Source organism: Asaia astilbis JCM 15831, from assembly GCF_000613845.1.
Lineage (GTDB): Bacteria > Pseudomonadota > Alphaproteobacteria > Acetobacterales > Acetobacteraceae > Asaia > Asaia astilbis.
Genome location: NZ_BAJT01000010.1, coordinates 86,569 through 104,433, shown reverse-complemented (window position 1 = coordinate 104,433; position 17,865 = coordinate 86,569). Strand labels below are relative to the sequence as shown.

Annotated in this window: 12 protein-coding genes, 1 other RNA gene and 5 pseudogenes; 14 read left to right on the top strand and 4 right to left on the bottom strand. The window is 59.4% G+C overall.

Annotated elements, in window-relative coordinates; genetic code table 11:
• The first annotated feature begins 97 nt into the window (after window positions 1-97).
• The 3 genes and pseudogenes from JCM15831_RS17850 (at window position 98) to JCM15831_RS08965 (ending at window position 1,657) form a co-directional block, all read left to right on the top strand.
• Window positions 98-837: pseudogene (locus JCM15831_RS17850) on the top strand (HAD family hydrolase).
• Window positions 838-965: 128 nt separating this feature from the next.
• Window positions 966-1,178, top strand: a complete 213-nt coding sequence (locus tag JCM15831_RS08970; protein WP_025824023.1) for a hypervirulence associated TUDOR domain-containing protein — start codon at window positions 966-968, stop codon at window positions 1,176-1,178.
• The gene (locus JCM15831_RS08965) at window positions 1,175-1,657 is read left to right on the top strand and encodes a DUF3465 domain-containing protein (protein WP_025824022.1); all 483 of its coding nucleotides are present in this window, start codon (window positions 1,175-1,177) and stop codon (window positions 1,655-1,657) included. Before JCM15831_RS08970 ends, JCM15831_RS08965 begins: the two co-directional genes overlap by 4 nt.
• A 63-nt stretch (window positions 1,658-1,720) precedes the next feature.
• Here JCM15831_RS08965 and clpA read toward each other — a convergent pair.
• Both clpA and clpS read right to left on the bottom strand, forming a co-directional pair.
• Window positions 1,721-4,056: pseudogene (gene clpA / locus JCM15831_RS17845) on the bottom strand (ATP-dependent Clp protease ATP-binding subunit ClpA).
• 122 nt (window positions 4,057-4,178) lie between these two features.
• Window positions 4,179-4,595, bottom strand: coding sequence for an ATP-dependent Clp protease adapter ClpS (gene clpS, locus JCM15831_RS08955; protein ID WP_156938805.1), 417 nt, complete (start codon window positions 4,593-4,595; stop codon window positions 4,179-4,181).
• Between the two features lie 190 nt (window positions 4,596-4,785).
• Between clpS and JCM15831_RS17840 the strand changes: the two are divergent.
• The 9 genes and pseudogenes from JCM15831_RS17840 to JCM15831_RS08915 all read left to right on the top strand — a co-directional run.
• A pseudogene (locus JCM15831_RS17840) lies at window positions 4,786-5,883 on the top strand (D-alanyl-D-alanine carboxypeptidase family protein); the annotation flags it as partial.
• A 122-nt stretch (window positions 5,884-6,005) separates the two neighbouring features.
• Window positions 6,006-6,812, top strand: coding sequence for a type I methionyl aminopeptidase (gene map, locus JCM15831_RS08945; RefSeq protein WP_025824019.1), 807 nt, complete (start codon window positions 6,006-6,008; stop codon window positions 6,810-6,812).
• A 107-nt stretch (window positions 6,813-6,919) separates the two neighbouring features.
• A pseudogene (gene ggt, locus JCM15831_RS17835) lies at window positions 6,920-8,643 on the top strand (gamma-glutamyltransferase).
• A 57-nt stretch (window positions 8,644-8,700) separates the two neighbouring features.
• An RNA gene (gene ffs / locus JCM15831_RS21015) (signal recognition particle sRNA small type) lies at window positions 8,701-8,797 on the top strand.
• 107 nt (window positions 8,798-8,904) lie between these two features.
• Complete coding sequence (locus tag JCM15831_RS08935; protein ID WP_232228083.1) at window positions 8,905-10,917, top strand: DNA polymerase III subunit gamma/tau; 2,013 nt, start codon at window positions 8,905-8,907, stop codon at window positions 10,915-10,917.
• Window positions 10,918-10,936: 19 nt separating this feature from the next.
• Window positions 10,937-11,260 (top strand): YbaB/EbfC family nucleoid-associated protein, encoded by a 324-nt coding sequence (locus tag JCM15831_RS08930; RefSeq protein WP_025824017.1) that lies wholly within the window; start codon window positions 10,937-10,939, stop codon window positions 11,258-11,260.
• A gap of 25 nt (window positions 11,261-11,285) precedes the next feature.
• Window positions 11,286-11,885 (top strand): recombination mediator RecR, encoded by a 600-nt coding sequence (recR, locus tag JCM15831_RS08925; protein ID WP_035774174.1) that lies wholly within the window; start codon window positions 11,286-11,288, stop codon window positions 11,883-11,885.
• A complete protein-coding gene (locus JCM15831_RS08920) occupies window positions 11,882-12,640 on the top strand; it encodes an SDR family oxidoreductase (protein WP_025824015.1) in 759 nt (252 codons plus the stop codon). Before recR ends, JCM15831_RS08920 begins: the two co-directional genes overlap by 4 nt.
• Window positions 12,609-14,555, top strand: coding sequence for a glycosyltransferase family 2 protein (locus tag JCM15831_RS08915; RefSeq protein WP_025824014.1), 1,947 nt, complete (start codon window positions 12,609-12,611; stop codon window positions 14,553-14,555). Before JCM15831_RS08920 ends, JCM15831_RS08915 begins: the two co-directional genes overlap by 32 nt.
• 6 nt (window positions 14,556-14,561) lie before the next feature.
• Here JCM15831_RS08915 and JCM15831_RS08910 read toward each other — a convergent pair whose 3' ends face one another.
• Both JCM15831_RS08910 and JCM15831_RS08905 read right to left on the bottom strand, forming a co-directional pair.
• Window positions 14,562-15,083, bottom strand: a complete 522-nt coding sequence (locus JCM15831_RS08910) for a hypothetical protein (protein WP_232228082.1) — start codon at window positions 15,081-15,083, stop codon at window positions 14,562-14,564.
• Between the two features lie 41 nt (window positions 15,084-15,124).
• On the bottom strand, window positions 15,125-15,451 hold the full coding sequence (locus JCM15831_RS08905) for an FYDLN acid domain-containing protein (RefSeq protein WP_025824012.1): 327 nt from the start codon (window positions 15,449-15,451) through the stop codon (window positions 15,125-15,127).
• Between the two features lie 183 nt (window positions 15,452-15,634).
• Between JCM15831_RS08905 and aroA the strand changes: the two genes are divergently transcribed.
• A complete protein-coding gene (aroA, locus tag JCM15831_RS08900) occupies window positions 15,635-16,978 on the top strand; it encodes a 3-phosphoshikimate 1-carboxyvinyltransferase (protein WP_232228081.1) in 1,344 nt (447 codons plus the stop codon).
• Window positions 16,978-17,609, top strand: a pseudogene (cmk, locus tag JCM15831_RS17830) ((d)CMP kinase). Before aroA ends, cmk begins: the two are co-directional and overlap by 1 nt.
• Window positions 17,610-17,865: the final 256 nt, after the last annotated feature.

Sequence of the window (17,865 nt, the reverse complement as noted above, 5' to 3'; positions counted from 1 at the left end):
GTCTATGTTAACCGCATACACACGATTTCGTGATTGCCCCAACCCTGAGTGCGAAAAGCGTCAAATGGCGCCTCCTCGCACGTCGAGAGGACAAACCATGACCGTATCCCCTGCCCATGAAACAGACATTCCTGCCGCTCTGCGCGAAGACGGTGAGCTGAAGCTCGTTATTTTCGATTGCGATGGCGTTCTTGTTGACGGCGAACATCTTTCCACCGCCAAAATGGCTGAAGAAGCGCGCAACCACGGTTGGGAACTCTCCAACGAGGAAGCCCACAAGATCTTTACCGGCGGCGAGCTGGTCAAGATTGGCGAGCGCATCGGGCGTGAGACGGGCAAGGAAATGCCAGCGAACTGGGACATGATGATGCAGGATCGCATTGTCAAGATGATGGAAACGGAAGCCGAGACCATCGACGGTGCGCATGAGATGCTGCAGCGCGTTCATGATCTCGGCCTTCGATCCGCATCGGTTCCAACTCTTCTGGTGCGGAAATGGAAGCCAAGTTCTCCAGCACCGGGCTGGACGAGCTGCTTGAGGATGAGCGGATCCACTCAGGTCGCGATCTCGACATGCCGAAGCCCCGCCCCGACCTCTATCTGCATGCGGCAGAGGTTGAAGGTGTTGGCCCGGAGCATTGCATCGTGCTTGAAGATTCCGACACAGGTGCGGAAGCGGCCCGTCGTGCTGGCATGGCCTGTGTGCTGCTCCGTGATCTCGAAAAGCCCGCTCCGAGCTGGCCTGGCCTGCTGCGCATCGGTCATCTCTCCGAGTTCCCGGTGATTCTGAAGAAGATCATCGACGCACAGGCGAAAGCACGCTCGATCGCTGCCTGATCGTCATAGTCATCGCCGTGGAAAAACTGCCCTCTCTAGGGCGGTTTTTTTATGTCCATCGATAGCGTGACGGGCAACGACGATGCCTCTCCGAGCGTTCGCTCAGCACAGTGTTGAGGAGCATCACCATGTCGGCGGAAGATTTCAAGAAAGGTGACGATGTCACCTGGAACACCAGAAATGGCGAGACACACGGACACGTGGTCGAAACCGTGACCGAACCGATGAAGATCAAGAATAACGAGATCAAGGCTTCGGAGGATAATCCTAAAATTCTGGTTGAGAGCGACAAGACAGGCGCCAAGGCTGCCCATAAGCCTGATACGGTGCACAAGGCGTGAGCGGCTCTCTCATACGTCGCTACGCAGGCTTGAGCGTTTGCGCTCTTGCTGGCTTGTTAGCGGTCTATCAGCCAGCGCAGGCCCAAGCTCTGATGGCGCCAGCGCAGTGCGACAACCAGAAATTTCTCTCCGATCAGGCCGGATTTATCCAGAATGGCCCGACAAGGGGCGATCTGCCGGAGCATGTCTGCGGTCAGGTTGTTTCGGTGACGCAGCGATCACGCCGGACCCGCAGCGGTGTGCACGGATATTTCGTGATGCAGGTTGCGGACGGTCACCTGATACGGATTGTGTCCGATCTGGATCGGATGCAGGCGCCTCAATGGGCGTGGGTCAAGCCTGGTGACAAGGTAGAGGTTGTCGGGCGCTATTATTTCGACTCAGCACGCAGTCAGGGAATTGACTGGACCCATCATGGCACCGGGCGCCACTGGGCCAGCCCGGGCTATGTCGAGGTCAATGGAATCAAATACGAGTAAAACAAGAAAAAGCGGTGGCAAAGGCCACCGCTTTTTCTTGAGTGAGAGGACGCGTTTTTGGTTTCAGCTGTCGCTGGTTACCTCGGAGCGTTCTTCGGGTTCGTCCTCGCCAAGCTTTTTGGCGGGAGAGGCGGCTTCAAGAAACTCGAAATCAAGCGCGTCTTCCTTGAGACCGATCCTGACCGCCCCGCCATTGGCGAGTGCGCCAAAGAGAAGCTCTTCCGCCAATGGCTTCTTGATTTTCTCCTGAATGACACGTCCCAACGGTCGAGCGCCGTAGTGACGGTCATAGCCACGCTCGGCGAGCCATTCCTTGGCCGCTGATGTGATTTCGATCGTCACATGGCGATCCGCAAGCTGCGCCTCGAGTTGCAGGATGAACTTCTCCACCACGCGGCCAACGGTCTCAGGCGTGAGGTTGGCGAAGGGGATGATCGAGTCCAGACGGTTGCGGAACTCAGGCGTGAAGAGGCGTTTGATCGCATCTTCGTCTTCACCCACGCGATCCTTGCGGCCGAAGCCGACGGCTTCCTTGCTCAGATCGGCGGCCCCAGCATTGGTCGTCATGATCAGGATCACATTACGGAAGTCGATCGTCTTGCCGTTATGGTCGGTCAGACGTCCGTGATCCATGACCTGCAAGAGGATGTTGTAAAGCTCGGGATGAGCCTTTTCGATCTCGTCGAGAAGCAGCACTGCATGCGGATGCTGATCGATGGCATCGGTCAACAAGCCACCCTGATCGAAGCCCACATAGCCTGGAGGTGCGCCGATCAACCGTGAGATCGAGTGGCGTTCCATATATTCGGACATATCGAAGCGGATCAGCTCGATGCCCAAAGTGGCGGCAAGCTGCTTGGCCACCTCGGTCTTGCCGACGCCGGTCGGACCCGAGAACAGATAATTGCCAATCGGCTTCTCTGCATCGCGCAGCCCGGCACGGGCCAGCTTGATGGCAGAGGTAAGCGATTCAATCGCACGGTCCTGACCGAAGACCATATTCTTCAGGTCGCGGGGCAGAAGGCGTAGCGTTTCACGGTCATCGGTAGAGACCGATTTGGGTGGGATGCGGGCGATCTTGGCGACGATCTCTTCGATATCCTTAAGCGTGATCGTCTTGCGGCGCTTGCTCTCGGGCAGGAGCATGCGGGACGCCCCGGCTTCGTCGATGATATCGATTGCCTTATCCGGCAGCTTGCGGTCGTTCATGTATTTGGCCGAGAGCTCGACCGCAGCCTTCAGCGCATCGTCTGTGTAACGCACCTTGTGGTGGCGTTCATAATTACCCTTCAGGCCGCGCAGGATCTTGATCGTGTCGCTGATCGAGGGCTCGGGCACGTCGATCTTCTGGAAGCGCCGCACCAAAGCGCGATCCTTCTCGAAATGCTGGCGATATTCCTTATAGGTGGTCGATCCGATGCAACGCAGCGTGCCCGCCGCGAGCGCGGGCTTGAGCAGGTTCGAGGCATCCATCGCACCACCTGAGGTTGCCCCCGCACCGATGACGGTATGGATTTCATCGATAAACAGGACGCCACCCGGGGTCTGGTCGAGCTCAGTCACAACGGCTTTCAGGCGTTCTTCGAAATCGCCGCGATAGCGCGTGCCTGCGAGAAGGGCGCCCATGTCGAGCGAGAAAATGGTCGCGCCGAGCAGGACCTCGGGAACGTCGCCCTCGACAATCCGCTTCGCCAGGCCTTCGGCAATGGCTGTCTTACCCACGCCCGGATCGCCGACATAAAGCGGATTGTTTTTCGTGCGGCGGCAGAGGATCTGAATGGTGCGCTCAACTTCGTTCTCGCGCCCGATCAGTGGGTCGATCTTGCCGTCCTTGGCGCGCTTGTTGAGATCGACGCAGTAGGCTGCAAGAGCTTCCATCGGCTTGGAGCTTTGCCGGGCTTTTCTTCGCGCTCGCCCTCTTCCTTGTCGCGTGAGCCCGTCGGTGTGCGTCGGGTCGTCTTGTCGGGCGCCTTGGCAATGCCATGCGAGATGAAGTTGACGGCGTCCAGGCGTGTCATGTCCTGCAATTGCAGGAAATAGACAGCGTGGCTTTCCCGTTCGGCGAACAGGGCGACGAGGACATTGGCGCCGGTGACCTCGTCACGTCCGGTTGACTGGACGTGAATGGCGGCACGCTGAATCACGCGCTGGAAGGCGGCCGTCGGTTTCGGTTCGGTCGGTCTGTCAGACGCAAGCCCCGCCAGATCCTTGTCGAGAAATTCGGTAAGATCGGCGCGCAGCTTATCGAGGTCGATGCCACAGGCCTTGAACACCGTGACCGAGTCGGTGTCTTCGGTCAGGGCGAGAAGCAGATGTTCGAGCGTCGCATATTCATGCCGGCGTTCACCTGCGAGGGTGAGGGCACGATGGAGCGTCTGTTCGAGCATACGAGACAACATGGGAGCGCTCCTTTTAGTGTGGTGTGACGGGCCGACGGGACAGGATGCAGGCTAATCCTGTTTTGGTAAAAGAGTAATCTACCTGCGGTCATCCCGAGCGGTTCTTGCGGTCGGAACCGGGCTCAGGCTTGTTCAATCATACATTGCAACGGGTGCTGGTTCTGTCGTGCAAGATCCATCACTTGGGTTACCTTGCTTTCCGCCACTTCGAAGGTGAAGACGCCGCACACGCCTACGCCTTTCTTGTGAACATTGAGCATGATATTCGTTGCCTCTTCCCGGGACTTGGAAAAAAAGCGCTCGAGGACGTGCACGACGAATTCCATCGGCGTGTAATCGTCATTCAGCATCAATACTTTATACATCGCAGGACGGCGCGTTTCGGGACGGGCCTGAATGACAACGCTGATATGCGACTCGTCACCGTTCTCCGTGTTGCCGGGCGGCTCTTCCGGAGTGGAAGGGCCTGTCACGGTGGGAGCGGTGACGCGGGTACCGGACGAGGGGACGATCTCGAAGGTTGTGGTGCGATGGTGCATGGGAAAGACCATATGGGATGAAAACGGTGATCGCAAAGATCTAAGAGCCGACAAAACGACAAAAGGCTGATTGCGGTGCGCTTTACCTTATTTTTCCCGCAATTGGTTCATATGAACGTGGACGACAGTAAAAGCGTCTGTCTATGATGGGAAAACCGCCAGATAACCGAGGGCACGAGTGACCTACTGCATGCAGTCCGAAAAGAAGAGCCGTTCGAAGGCCCCAAAGGCACGTCGATGGGCTGTCTTTTCGCGCACAGCGCTCGGTGTCTTCCTCAGCGCCGGCGTCATCGCGTTGCCAAAGGCAGCGCACGCCCAGTACGCCGGTCACGTCAGCTCCTACGTTGTCGATGCCAATAGTGGGGCCGTACTGTCTCAGGTCGATCCCGATCTTCAGCGTTATCCGGCATCCCTGACCAAGCTGATGACGCTCTACATGACCTTCCGTGCGTTGCGCGGGGGAGAGATCACGCCCGACACTTCGGTACCGGTTTCGATCCATGCCTCCACGCAGGCGCCATCCAAGCTCGGGCTTGTGCCCGGTACGCGCTTCGTCGTTCAGCAGGCCATTCTTGGTCTTGTGACGAAATCGGCGAATGATGCAGCGTGTGCGCTGGGTGAGCTGCTCGGCGGCGGGGACGAAGTGCGCTTCGCCAACATGATGACGCAGCAGGCGCGTGCCTTGGGGATGTCGAACACGACCTTCCGCAACGCATCGGGTCTGCCTGATCCGGATCAGGTGACGACGGCACGGGATCTTTCTGTTTTAGCCCAGCACCTCGTGCATGATTTCCCCGAATACTATCATTACTTTGCGACCCCCTCCTTTGCGTTCCATGGGCGGATGATTCCAAACCATAACCCCATGCTCAAGACCTATGCAGGGGCTGATGGTATGAAGACGGGTTATACGGATCTGGCGGGCCATAATCTGATTACCTCGGCCCAGCGCAGCAATGTGCGTCTGGTCGCGGTGCTGCTCGGTGCCCGTTCGAACCCGCAGCGCAACATGATCATGACGAAGCTGCTTGATCAGGGCTTTGCCTCTGAAGGGGTCGCTCCGATGGCGCCGCTTCGTCAGCCGACCGTCCTCGCCCGTCACGTACGTCGCCGGGGTCATGCATCGGGTAATACGAATTCTGTCGTTGAAGTCGCCGAAGCCCCAAGTGGACCGCGCCATTATCGGCCGGTCGGTCATGGGGCGAAGCACCGCAGCGTCACGAAGGCCAGCATCCGGATGGCGACCTCGCGCCATGCCGTTTCCACCAAAAAATCTTCCCGACACCAGAAGTTGATTGAGGGCCCCGGTAAAAAACGGGCCTTCGCCCTTGCTCCCTGCGTCGCGACGGCGCATTTTCGCGCTCTTATCTTTAAGAACAAGCGATTGCGTCAAGGGAGCGAAAAGAGCGTATGGCCGGCAAGGACTCAATTCACGGGGTTACGATCTATACTGAGGCTGACTTCGTTGGCCTGAGAAAAGCGGGTCAGCTCGCTGCTGCGACGCTCGACATGATCACCCCCCATGTCGTTCCCGGAGCCAATACAGACGATCTGAACCGCCTGATCCACGATTTCACGCTCGATCATGGGGCGGTGCCGGCGCCGCTGAACTATCGTGGCTTTCCCAAATCCTGCTGCATCTCGATCAATCACGTGGTCTGCCATGGCATTCCCGGCGAGCGCTGCCTCAAGGATGGCGACATCGTCAATATCGACGTGACCTCCATTCTCGACGGATGGTACGGCGACACATCGCGCATGTATCTGGTGGGCAATGTGCCCCGCAAGGCGATCAACCTTGTCGAAGCGACCCATAAGGCGCTCATGCTCGGGATTGCCGAGGTGGCTCCCGGCAAGACGCTCGGCGATGTTGGCCATGCGATCCAGAGCTTTGCCGAAGGCAAGCGTCTGTCCGTTGTGCGCGATTTCTGCGGCCACGGCATCGGCCGCGAATTCCACGCGGAGCCTCAGGTGGTGCATTACGGCAAACCCGGCAAGGGGCTGACGCTGCATGAAGGCATGGTCTTCACCATCGAACCCATGCTGAATCTCGGCAAGGAAGGCACCAAGATTCTCGAAGATGACTGGACAGCCGTGACACGTGACCGGTCATTGTCGGCACAATTCGAGCATATGCTTGCCGTGACCGCCGATGGCTGCGAGATTTTCACGCTCTCCCCCGCGGGTTTCACCAAACCGCCTTACGTTCTCGGCTGATCTGCAAGGAATAGACTCTCGTGAAGCAAGTCTGCATTCGGGCGGCGTCCCTCTCGTTTCTCCTCGCGGGCGTTTCCCTGCCGGGTCTCGCTTTGGCAGCTCCTGCCATGCCTTATGACCCTCTGGCATTCGGAACCGTCACCCCTGATCTGAAACCGGTGAAGCCCGTCGAAGGCTCTCGGGGTATGGTGGTGTCGGCGCAGCATCTTGCTTCCGAGGCCGGACGCCAGATTCTGGCTTCGGGCGGGAACGCCGCCGATGCGGCGGTCGCCGTCGGCTATGCTCTGGCTGTTGTCTATCCTGCTGCGGGTAATATCGGCGGTGGCGGTTTCATGACCCTGCGTCTGCCTGACGGCAAGACGACATTCATCGACTTTCGTGAGCGTGCGCCTCATGCAGCAACGCCGACCATGTATCAGGATGCTCAGGGCAATGTTGACCCCAAGGCATCGATTGAGGGCTGGCGTGCGATTGCTGTGCCCGGCACGGTTGCCGGGCTTGAGGAGATTCATCATCGCTGGGGCAAGCTGAGCCGGGAGAAGGTGATGGCGCCTGCGATCGCTTTGGCAGAGAAAGGCTTTATCCTTGGGCAGGGCGATGCCGATCTGTTGCACACCAGCACGGAGGCATTCCGCAAGGATGCTCATGCCCGCACGATTTTCCTGCGGCCCGATGGTTCACCGCTGCAGCCGGGCGACCGTCTGGTGCAAAAAGCTCTGGCGCAGACACTCCGCAGCATTGCCCGATCCGGTGCAGACGTTTTTTATAAAGGCGACATCGCACAGCGCGTTGTTGCAGCGAGTGACAAGAGTGGGGGTATTCTGACGCGCGCAGATTTTGCCGCCTACCACCCGCGTGAATTCGCTCCAATTCATTGCAGCTATCGCGGCTATGATATCGATACGGCCCCACCGCCGAGCGGGGGCGGTGTCGCGCTATGCGAGATGCTCGATATTCTCTCAGGCTACGACATGAAAGCTCTGGGGCTGCGGAGCGTCGCAGGCGTGCAGCGTCAGGTCGAGGCGATGCGCCATGCCTATTCGGATCGTCGAAATCTTGGCGATCCCACTTCGTCAAGAACCCGGTGACGCATCTGATCGACCCGGCCTATGCGGCAGAGATCCGCAAGGGAATCCCGCTCGATCACGCGTTGAACTCCGATGCGCTCATTGCCGGGACAGCACTGCCCGCGATGGCGCAGCCTGCGGCGAGCGACACGCATGAGAAGCACGAGACGACGCAATTCTCCGTAGCAGACCGGTCGGGCTTTGCCATCTCCGCCACCTATACGCTGAATGGCTGGTTCGGTGCCGGGGTTATCGGGGGAGACACCGGGTTTTTCCTCAATGACGAGATGGACGATTTCTCTGCCAAGCCGGGCAGCGTCAATATGTTCGGTATCGTGGGCTCAGAGGCCAACGCCATCGCACCGGGCAAGACGCCGCTTTCTTCGATGGCCCCGACGATCATCTCCCATGACGGAAAGCCTTTCATGGTCATTGGCAGCCCCGGAGGCTCGCGTATCCCGACCATCGTGTTGTCGGCTTTGCTTGGCGTGATCGATGGCGGGCTGGACATTCAGCAGGCGGTCGATCTGCCGCGCATCCATCAGCAGTGGAAGCCGGCCGCCATCGAGCTTGAGCCACGGGCGTTGAGCACCGATGTCATGCAGGCCCTGCAACTCGAGGGATATACGCTTTCACCACACCGCCCATGGGGCGTGGCTGAAGGCATTCTTTTTGGCCGTCCGTCCGTTGCTGCGCCCGAGACGGGCAAGCTTTATGGTGGCTGGGATCGTCGTCATGAGGGCGGTGGCGCGAGCGGATTGTAAAAAAACCTGCTTCTGCCTCTTGCGTAACAGAGGCAGAATGGTGTTAACCCTGCACCGGGAGGTCGGCCTTGGACGGACGGCTTGCGAACCCGGTCAGGTCCGGAAGGAAGCAGCCGCAGTGAGTTTTGTTCGGGTCATGTGTTCGGCCTCCCACCCTCTGAAGCAGCCAGTCTCGCTCGTACGCGCATGACGCCTTCAGATATCCCCCCTACATACGACGACATCCCGTTGCCCCCGACTGAAGAGGGAGGCTTTTTCGACATGGCGCCTCCCCCGCAGAAGCCGTCAGATGCGACGCCAGCTCCCTCTGCGACGACGGAGCGTGCAGGGCCTTATCGGGTGCTCGCGCGGAAATACCGCCCCCAGCATTTCGATGATCTGATCGGTCAGGACGCGACGGTGCGGATTCTGCGTCGTGCTTTCCAGCTTGGACGCGTCGCGCATGCGTTCATGCTGACCGGGGTGCGGGGTGTCGGCAAGACGACGACGGCGCGGATCATCGCGCGTGCTCTGAATTGTATCGGTGTGGATGGGCAGGGAAGCGCGACGGCCGATCCATGTGGCGTCTGCGCGAATTGCAAAGCCATCCTGGCCGATCGTCATCCTGACGTGCTCGAGATGGATGCCGCCTCGCGCACGGGCGTGGATGATATCCGCGAAATTATCGAGGCGACGCGCTTTCGCCCCATGCAAGGGCGCATGAAGGTCTTCATCATCGATGAAGTCCATATGCTTTCGCGCAATGCGTTCAACGCCTTGCTCAAGACGCTTGAAGAGCCACCGGAGCAGGTGACCTTCATCTTCGCAACTACGGAATTGCGCAAGGTGCCCGTCACCGTACTGTCCCGTTGCCAGAGATTCGATCTACGCCGCGTGCCGCAGGAAATGCTGATGCAGCATTTTGCCGGTATCGCAGGCAAGGAATCGGTCGCGTTTTCAGACGAGGCGCTCTCCCTTATCGCGCGTGCGGCTGACGGATCCGTGCGCGACGGTCTCTCTTTGCTCGATCAGGCGATTGCCCAAGGCGAAGGCGAGGGCACAGCGCAGGTTGAGGCTCCCATGGTCAGCGCCATGCTTGGCTTGGCCGATCGTCAGCTCGTCTTCGATCTGTTTGAAGTGCTGATGCAGGGCAAGGCCGATCAGGCTCTGCAGATCAGCGGGAACGCCTATGCTCAGGGTGCCGATCTCGGCGTTCTTCTGACCGATCTGCTCGACCTGATTCATATCATTTCGCGGCTCAAGGCCATTCCCGCTCTGCGTCATAGCCGCGAGCTTCCCGAGGCCGAGCGGGATCGTGGTGCCTCGCTTGCCGATCGCTTGCCCAATGCCGAACTGGGCCGGGCATGGCAGATCCTGCTCAAAGGCGTGCAGGAAGTGGAGCAGGCGCCGGAACGACGTGCCGCAGCCGAGATGGTGCTGATACGCCTCTGCTATGCCAGCACGTTGCCTACCCCTGATCGTCTGGCACGCCTGGTCATGCAGATGCCTGCCGATGAGGCGAATGGCAGCTCACCGATGCCATCTGGCGCCTCAACCCTGACCGAGACGTCTCGGGGAGAGGCTGTCACGACGAGCGCGCACTCAAATGTCCCTCATGGCGGGGCGTCAGATGGGGCAGGTGACGACCGTCCGCGCGCCTCATTGCGCCTCGTGGCCAATGGTGGCGTTGCCTATGAGGCGGGGGCTGCGACCCTTGCCCCGACACCGGTCCTGACACCAGTGCCTCCACCACCCGAGAGCGAGAAGGCAGAGGCCGCGCATCCACCCTTACGGTCCTGGCGGGAAATGGTGGCGTTTGTTGCGCGCGAGTCCGAGGCCATGCTGCACGGCATGTTGCGTCACTCCGCCCATCTCATTCGCTTTGAGCCCCCGCGTGTTGTCATCCGCATGGAGCGGGGCACACCGCCACGCACGGAAACGCGGCTTCAGTCGCTTCTGGAGCGTGTCTATCCTGGACAATGGCAGATCGAGACCTCGCAGGAGGAAGGGGAGCCAACCCTCGACGAGCAGGGGGCCGAAATCGTTGCGCTGCGTCGCGAAGAGCTGCACGCTCATCCTCTGCTGCGCGCTATTCTCGATGTCTTTCCGGATGCGCGTGTCGGGGAACCGAAAGATCTGTCGCTCGATGAATACGGATTGCCGCCTGAAGAGCTGGAGGCCCCTGAGAGCTGGGCAACCGAACCACCGGCGCCCGATCTGGATTTTGCCCCGATCGATGCCGATCTGATGGATGATGACGACTGGCACGATTTCGGTGGCGGATCGTCTTTCTAGATTTCAAGGATAAAGCACTATGAAAAATCTCGCAGGGCTGATGAAGCAGGCCTCACAGATGCAGTCGCGCATGGAAGAGGTTCAGAGCACGCTGAATGCGCTGACAGTGGAAGGGTCTTCTGGTGCGGGTCTGGTCACCGTAACGCTGAGCGGCAAGGGTGACGTGCGTTCGCTCAAGATCGATCCCAAGCTCATTGACCCGGGTGAAGTCGAGATGCTTCAGGATCTGATCGTTGCGGCATTTGCCGATGCCCGTACCAAGGTCGAAGCGGCCAATGCCGATGAAATGCGCAAGGTGACAGGTGGGATCGATCTGCCTGCGGGTCTGAAATTCCCGTTCTGATCCGTATTTCCGGGAGGGCAAAGTCATGATGGGTGGCGGCGATGTGGACAGGCTGATCCAGCTCCTGTCACGACTGCCCGGGCTTGGCCCTCGCTCGGCGCGGCGCGCTGCCCTTGTCTTGCTACGCGCGCCGGAAACGCGACTGCTTCCGCTTGCTCAGGCGATGCAGGCCGCAGCGCACTCGGTGCGAAGTTGTCATGTCTGCGGAACCCTCGATAGCAGCGATCCATGCAGCATCTGCTCCGATCAGACACGGGATCACGGAGTGATCTGCGTTGTGGAGACGGTGGGTGATCTCTGGGCCCTCGAGCGGTCGCGGCTGCATCCCGGAACCTATCAGGTTCTTGGGGGCGTGCTCTCGGCTCTCTCGGGCACAGGTCCTGAAGACCTCAATACCGCTTCTCTCATGTCCCGGGTGGCTTCAGGCGAGGTGCGCGAGGTCATTCTGGCGCTGGGTGCCACGGTTGAGGGCGCCAGCACGGCTCATTGGTTGCAGGACAAGCTGGCGGCACTCGATGTGACGGTCACCCGCGTCGGGCATGGTGTGCCCATCGGGGGCGCACTCGATGTGCTGGATGATGGCACCCTGGCGGCGGCGCTCTCGGCCAGGCGGCCAGCACAGTGAGTCCTCTCTCCCCGTCAGGATTTTCCGAGGCTCTTCCGCGTGTGGCTCTTGTCACGGGCGGCGTCAGGCGTATCGGCAAGGCGTTGGTCGAAGGGCTCGCGCAGGAAGGCTTCTCAATTGCGCTGCATTGCCGCAGTCACGCAGACGAAGCGCGGTCACTGCTCAGGACCTTAGGTGTGAAAGGCTGCGTGCTCGAGGCAGATCTCGCCAATGAGCGCGAAACGGAAACACTCATCGACGAGGCTACGACAGCACTCGGACCGATCGGTGTGCTGATCAATAATGCATCGGTCTTCGAGCGTGACGAGTGGCATGATGCAACGCGCGAGACATGGGATCGACATCTCGAGACCAATCTCCGTGCGCCATTTGTGCTCACGCAAGCCTTTGCGCGCGCGTTGCCGGAGACTGCGCAAGGAATGATCCTTAACTTGCTCGATCAGCGCGTGTGGAACCTGACGCCGCATTTCGTCAGCTACACGCTCTCCAAAGCCGGGTTGTGGACATTGACGCAAACGATGGCGCTGGCGCTGGCGCCGCGTATTCGGGTCAATGCCATCGGTCCCGGTCCCGTTCTGCCGGCGACTGGTCAAAGTCCCGAGCATTTTGCTGCGATGCGCCGAAACGCGCCGCTCGCAACCGGAGCGGGTCCGCAGGAGATCGTCACAGCCATGATCGCTCTTTTGCGCATGCCGTCGGTAACCGGGCAGATGATTGCGGTCGATGGCGGGCAGCACCTACAATGGCGCGCTTAATTCAGGAAAAGGCGGAGTAGACGAGATGGCCTCCTTTCAGTGCCGCTTGTCAGATGGCGAGCGCGTGACCTGCACGATTTCACATGTCGTGACCGACCACCAGACGCACCTGATGCTCGATCCACAGACGTCTGGCCTCTCCCACCATGCCGCGGAGCTGATGTCTTTTGAGACTCTTGCCTTCACCTGGTCCTCGTTTCCAGGGTTCGCGTTGCTTGTCGCCTCGGATGGGAGCTGGCCAGAGGAGGAGGCCGCGACGCGAAAAGAAGGCTGGAGCCCGGGTTTCGCACCCCTTGCGGTAATTGCGATGTCCGAGGGTAAGTACGCCTTAAAGCCCTACGGAGCTCCGTGTTTCCTGACGGCGGAGAACGGTACCGGTCGCATTCATCACGACAGATCGGTGATCGCGGATTGGGAACTTTTTCGGTTTGACTCCGAAGAACCCGCAAAAACGAGCCTGATCGGGGACTTCGCTTCCTCTTTTGCAGAGCTTTTGCGGCATCTGAGTGAGCCCAGCGTGCTTTTGAGCGCTCTTTTGTCGATGCCGCCGTCTTTCCAGCCATCTTTGCTAGAGTTGCTCTGCGAAATGCTGACGCCCTCTGCGCTAGCAGAGCTTGCCAGCATTTTTGTGACTGATTTCGAAGCGACGAGTGGATCAACATCCCACCGTTGTGAGCGTCTACTGGCCGCATTACCTCAGGGGAGTTGGCTCCGTGACGGTTTTCGCCGTTTGCATGAGTGGCGAACCGGGCAGTCTTTTTCGATACAGAGAGCTGGGGCGCAATATGATTTTCTCGGATTTCAGGAGAATACGAAAAAAGGGAGCGCGTATTGTGTCGGTGCCAGACTGCTGAGCGAGGCAAGAAGAACGATCAAACCGACGAAGACCCTGGCGTTGCTCGCGACAGCCCGCGACGAGGGTGTCTATCTGCTCGAATGGATTGCTCATCACCGCCGGATCGGTGTGGAGCAATTCTTCATTTACACCAATGATCTCACGGACGGGTCGGATTTACTGCTTCGGCGCCTGGCAGAGGCTGGAGAGATCGTCTGGATTAACAATAGCGGGGCATCTCCCGTCAAAATAAACATGCAGGACAAGGCTTATAACCATGCCTTGATGGTTCTGCCCGAAATCCTCGATTATCGTTGGTGCTTGGTGGTCGATCTCGACGAGATGGTTCTTCCCGACGCGAGTGTCGATTACTGTCTGCCTCCGCTTTTGGCAGCGCGGGAGCGCGAAGGGGCGGAGGCCGTAGCGATGTCGTGGCGGGTCTACACATCGAACGGTCATCTCGCCTGGGCGCCGGGACTGTCGGCAGCGCGGTTTGTTGAGACGGAGAGCCACCCGCTGATCAAGACGGCGTTTCGTACCCATCTGTTCTCGGGGGCATCGGCGCATCACCCGACATCGAGAGAGCGTGCTGTCGTTCCCTATATGACAATCGATGGAGAGAGCCAGAAAACCGGAAATCTATCCGATCACGATGTCAATTTTGCAGCGAGGCCCACGTCGAACGCGAGCGTCTGTCATTACCATGTGCGATCTCTGGAGGAATATGTCTGGAAGTTTGCGCGAGGAGAAAATGACAACTCCGGTGTACTGAAAACCAAGCATTTCCGGTATAATAACCCTGGTATCTTCGAGCTCTTCACCAGTCGTTTCGATACCGGTGGCGTTCAGCCGGGATTAGTGCTTGCTGAAGATATCAACAGGGAGACGAGGCGCCTCTTGCGTTTGCCTGGTGTGGCAGAGGCCTCCAAGGAAGTGGCGCAACGCTTCAGGACGCAGGTCGGTGCTTTTGTCGAGCAGAGCGCTCAGATCATGAAGCAGGACGACCGCATAGCACTCGACGTCCGGGAGCGTTGGTGCGCGCTTGTGGATGAGTGGCGTCATCTGTCCAGGCCGGACTGACAGGGCTTAGTCCGGATCGCCATTGAGGCGGCTGAATCCGTCGCTCAGGTAATTTTCCTCGACAAGCGAAAAAGGAAGTCCGTCCTTTCCGCGTTCGAGCAGGGCCTGGTTTCGTACCAGGATTGTGTCGGGCAGATCCCTGGTCTCGCTTGAGAGCGAAAGCCGTTTGAAATTCAGGGATGCGACGACCAGCCCGAAAGGCTTTGTTGAGCGCTCGAGGATCCGGTTCATCTCCGTCGTGACGCGCTGGGGTACATACCAGTTCCAGGCATCTGACAGAGCAATCTCGCCGCAGCGTAAGCTGACATGACGCGTTCGGATCGTCTCGCCTTTTTTCAGGGCAAAGAGAGCGATGTCAGGAGGGGGCGGAGGGGTGTTTCCGACGGGCAGGGTGACCGCTCTGATGGCGATCCCCGGAAATTTGTGTTGGCAGTAGTCCTGCAGCACAAGCGTGGCACTCGGGCGGGCGTCAAGTGCCTGGCTCAGCAAGGCCGCGGTCTCAGCCTGAGCGTGAGGAGAGGCCGTCACGAAAAGAAAAAAGCCGGTCAGACCGGCTTTTCTCCACGAGATCAATTTTCGTTATCGTCGTTGTCGGTGTTGACTTCGATCTCTGCGCCAAGATCGTCATCATCGTCGTCGAGGTCGGACGTATCTTCCATGACGTCGTCATCGCTGTCGTCATCGGAGTCCAGATCGACGTCGATATCGTCCTCGTCGCTCTTCGGGTCTTTTTTGGTCTGATCGGGCGGGATCTCGCCAACACGCTTGGGCTGAGGCAGATCGCTGGGCTGCTCAGTGTCGCATTTGGGGCAAATCGCGGGAGCGCGATTCAGGTCGTAGAAGCGTGCGCTGCAAGAGACGCAGATGCGCTTCAGACCGAGTTCTGGTTTTGCCATGATGACTACCTGTCGATCCTGAACCGGTTGAAAAGAAAAAGACGGCTTGTGCCGAGAAGCACGGGGCCATGCCAGCTTGTGCCCTTGATGTCAAATACATCATCTGGTTTTCATGCATGCAAGACAAGGAAAACGGATCGTGGCGATTGACAGCCGCGGCACTGCATCGGAATGAACGCTATCATGGAACATCATCCTTCTGCCCCCGTCATTCCTCTCTCTGTCGCACGCAATCCCGGCCCCTTGCGGGGTACGATTCGTGTTCCCGGGGATAAGTCGATCAGTCATCGCGCCCTGATGCTTGCCTCGCTGGCAGAAGGTCGCACGCGCGTCACCGGGCTTCTCGAAGGAGAAGACGTTCTCCGCACTGCCGATGCCATGCGTGCGCTGGGTGCCGTGATCGTGCGTGAAAACGATCAGTGGGTGATCGACGGCAAAGGCGTGGGGGCCTTGCAGGAGCCCTCCGATATTCTGGATATGGGCAATTCGGGCACGGCCGCGCGTCTGCTCTCGGGCATTTTGTCCAGCCATGCCATCACGAGCTTCATGACCGGAGACGCAAGCCTGCGTGGTCGCCCCATGCGGCGTGTAACCCAGCCGCTCTCCGGCAATGGGGCCTGCTTTGCGACGCGGTCGGGCGAGAAGCTGCCAATGGCCATCATCGGGACGGGCGATGCGACGGCCCTGACCTATTGTCTGCCAGTTGCGTCTGCCCAGGTTAAATCGGCCATTCTGTTGGCCGGGCTGAATGCGCGCGGCAAGACGCGGGTTGAAGAGCCTGTGGCAACACGCGACCATACAGAAAACATGCTGCGGCACTTTGGCGTCGATGTTGATGTTGCGCTCACGCCGAATGGTGGACGCGTCATTACGCTTGAAGGGCGAGCCAGTCTCAAGGCGAGGGACGTCGCTGTGCCGGCCGACCCCTCTTCAGCAGCCTTCCCGATTGTTGCCGCAAGCCTCGTGCCTGGATCGGAAATTCGTTTGCCTGGTGTTGGCCTCAACCCGTTGCGGACAGGGCTCTTCACGACCTTGCGCGAGATGGGGGCTGTTCTCGATATCGAAAACGAGCGGGTGGAAGGCGGCGAACCTGTCGGCGATCTGGTCGTGCGGAGCGCTCAGCTGCGTGGCGTCGATGTGCCTGCCGAGCGCGCGCCGTCGATGATTGACGAATATCCGGTGCTTGCGGTGGCCTGTGCCTTTGCAACCGGGACCTCGCGACTGCGCGGGCTTGAAGAGCTTCGCGTCAAGGAAAGTGACCGTCTTGCCGCCACTGTGGCCCTGCTGAAAGTCAATGGTGCCGATGTGCGCGTTGAGGGAGACGACATGATCATTGAAGGGCGCGGGAGTGCACAAGGACTCGGTGGTGGTCTGGTCGAGACACAGATGGACCATCGTCTGGCGATGAGTGCCATTGTTTTCGGGCTCGCTGCAGAGAAGCCGGTAAAGGTCGATGATACCGGGTTCATCAATACCAGCTTTCCCGGTTTCACCTCGCTGATGACCGCCCTTGGGGCGGCACTCTGATGCGCCTGATCATTGCTGTCGACGGCCCCGCCGCCGCGGGGAAGGGGACGTTGGCCAAGGCTCTGGCCTCTTCACTGGGGCTGCCGCATCTCGATACCGGGCTTCTCTATCGCGCTGTTGCCCGTCAGATGATTCTTGTCGGGCTCGACCCAGCGAGCGACGATGGCGAGAGCACAGCGCAGTCCCTGCAGCCTCAGGATCTCTGCGAAGCGATCTCCGTGTGCCTGAAATCGATCGGGGCGCGAGCGCGGTGGCGACACAGGTGCCCGTGCGCGCCGCATTGCTGAAGCGCCAACGTGAGTTTGCGACTGAGAGCGGCGCGGTGATCGATGGGCGCGATATTGGCACTGTCGTTTTTCCTGACGCAGATCTGAAGCTGTTTGTCACGGCTAGTGCTGCAGTACGTGCCGTGCGTCGCTATCAGCAGCTACACGGTGTCGAGACGCCTGTGCAGGCAGAGCTCGATGCTCTTGAGGCCGAGATTGAGGCACGTGATCGCAAGGATGCAGAGCGGCCTGTTTCGCCGTTGCGCAAGGCGGCTGATGCTGTCCTCGTCGAAACAGATCATCTCGATGCGCAAGCTGTTCTGGCTCATGCGTTGTCTATCGTGAAGGCACGCTTCGCCGTCTGAACCGAAGGGCGCTGCACACTCTCGTGACCTGGCTGCGCATCCTGTTTCGGACTGATTTCCCACGGCTGCAAATACAGATCGGCGGAAATGCGGCCGGAATCGATGTTTTTGTTGACAAGGCACCCGCCACGGGTGTCTGACGTGAGCCTGCGCTTGACCCTTTGCGCAGCCCCGTTTTTCGACCTGAAACGGGTTATTTCCTACGAAGGCTCATGGATGGTCGTTCGACCATGGGCACGCCGTCTGTCCGAGTGAC

What these genes read in the sequence shown, in the direction of transcription:
- JCM15831_RS08915 (WP_025824014.1), top strand. Translation starts at nt 12,609, where the DNA reads ATGGCGGGCAGCACCTACAATGGCGCGCTTAATTCAGGAAAAGGCGGA.
- clpS (WP_156938805.1), bottom strand. Translation starts at nt 4,595, where the DNA reads ATGCACCATCGCACCACAACCTTCGAGATCGTCCCCTCGTCCGGTACC.
- recR (WP_035774174.1), top strand. Translation starts at nt 11,286, where the DNA reads ATGATGGGTGGCGGCGATGTGGACAGGCTGATCCAGCTCCTGTCACGA.
- JCM15831_RS08970 (WP_025824023.1), top strand. Translation starts at nt 966, where the DNA reads ATGTCGGCGGAAGATTTCAAGAAAGGTGACGATGTCACCTGGAACACC.
- JCM15831_RS08930 (WP_025824017.1), top strand. Translation starts at nt 10,937, where the DNA reads ATGAAAAATCTCGCAGGGCTGATGAAGCAGGCCTCACAGATGCAGTCG.
- JCM15831_RS08905 (WP_025824012.1), bottom strand. Translation starts at nt 15,451, where the DNA reads ATGGCAAAACCAGAACTCGGTCTGAAGCGCATCTGCGTCTCTTGCAGC.
- JCM15831_RS08935 (WP_232228083.1), top strand. Translation starts at nt 8,905, where the DNA reads ATGGCGCCTCCCCCGCAGAAGCCGTCAGATGCGACGCCAGCTCCCTCT.
- aroA (WP_232228081.1), top strand. Translation starts at nt 15,635, where the DNA reads ATGGAACATCATCCTTCTGCCCCCGTCATTCCTCTCTCTGTCGCACGC.
- map (WP_025824019.1), top strand. Translation starts at nt 6,006, where the DNA reads ATGGCCGGCAAGGACTCAATTCACGGGGTTACGATCTATACTGAGGCT.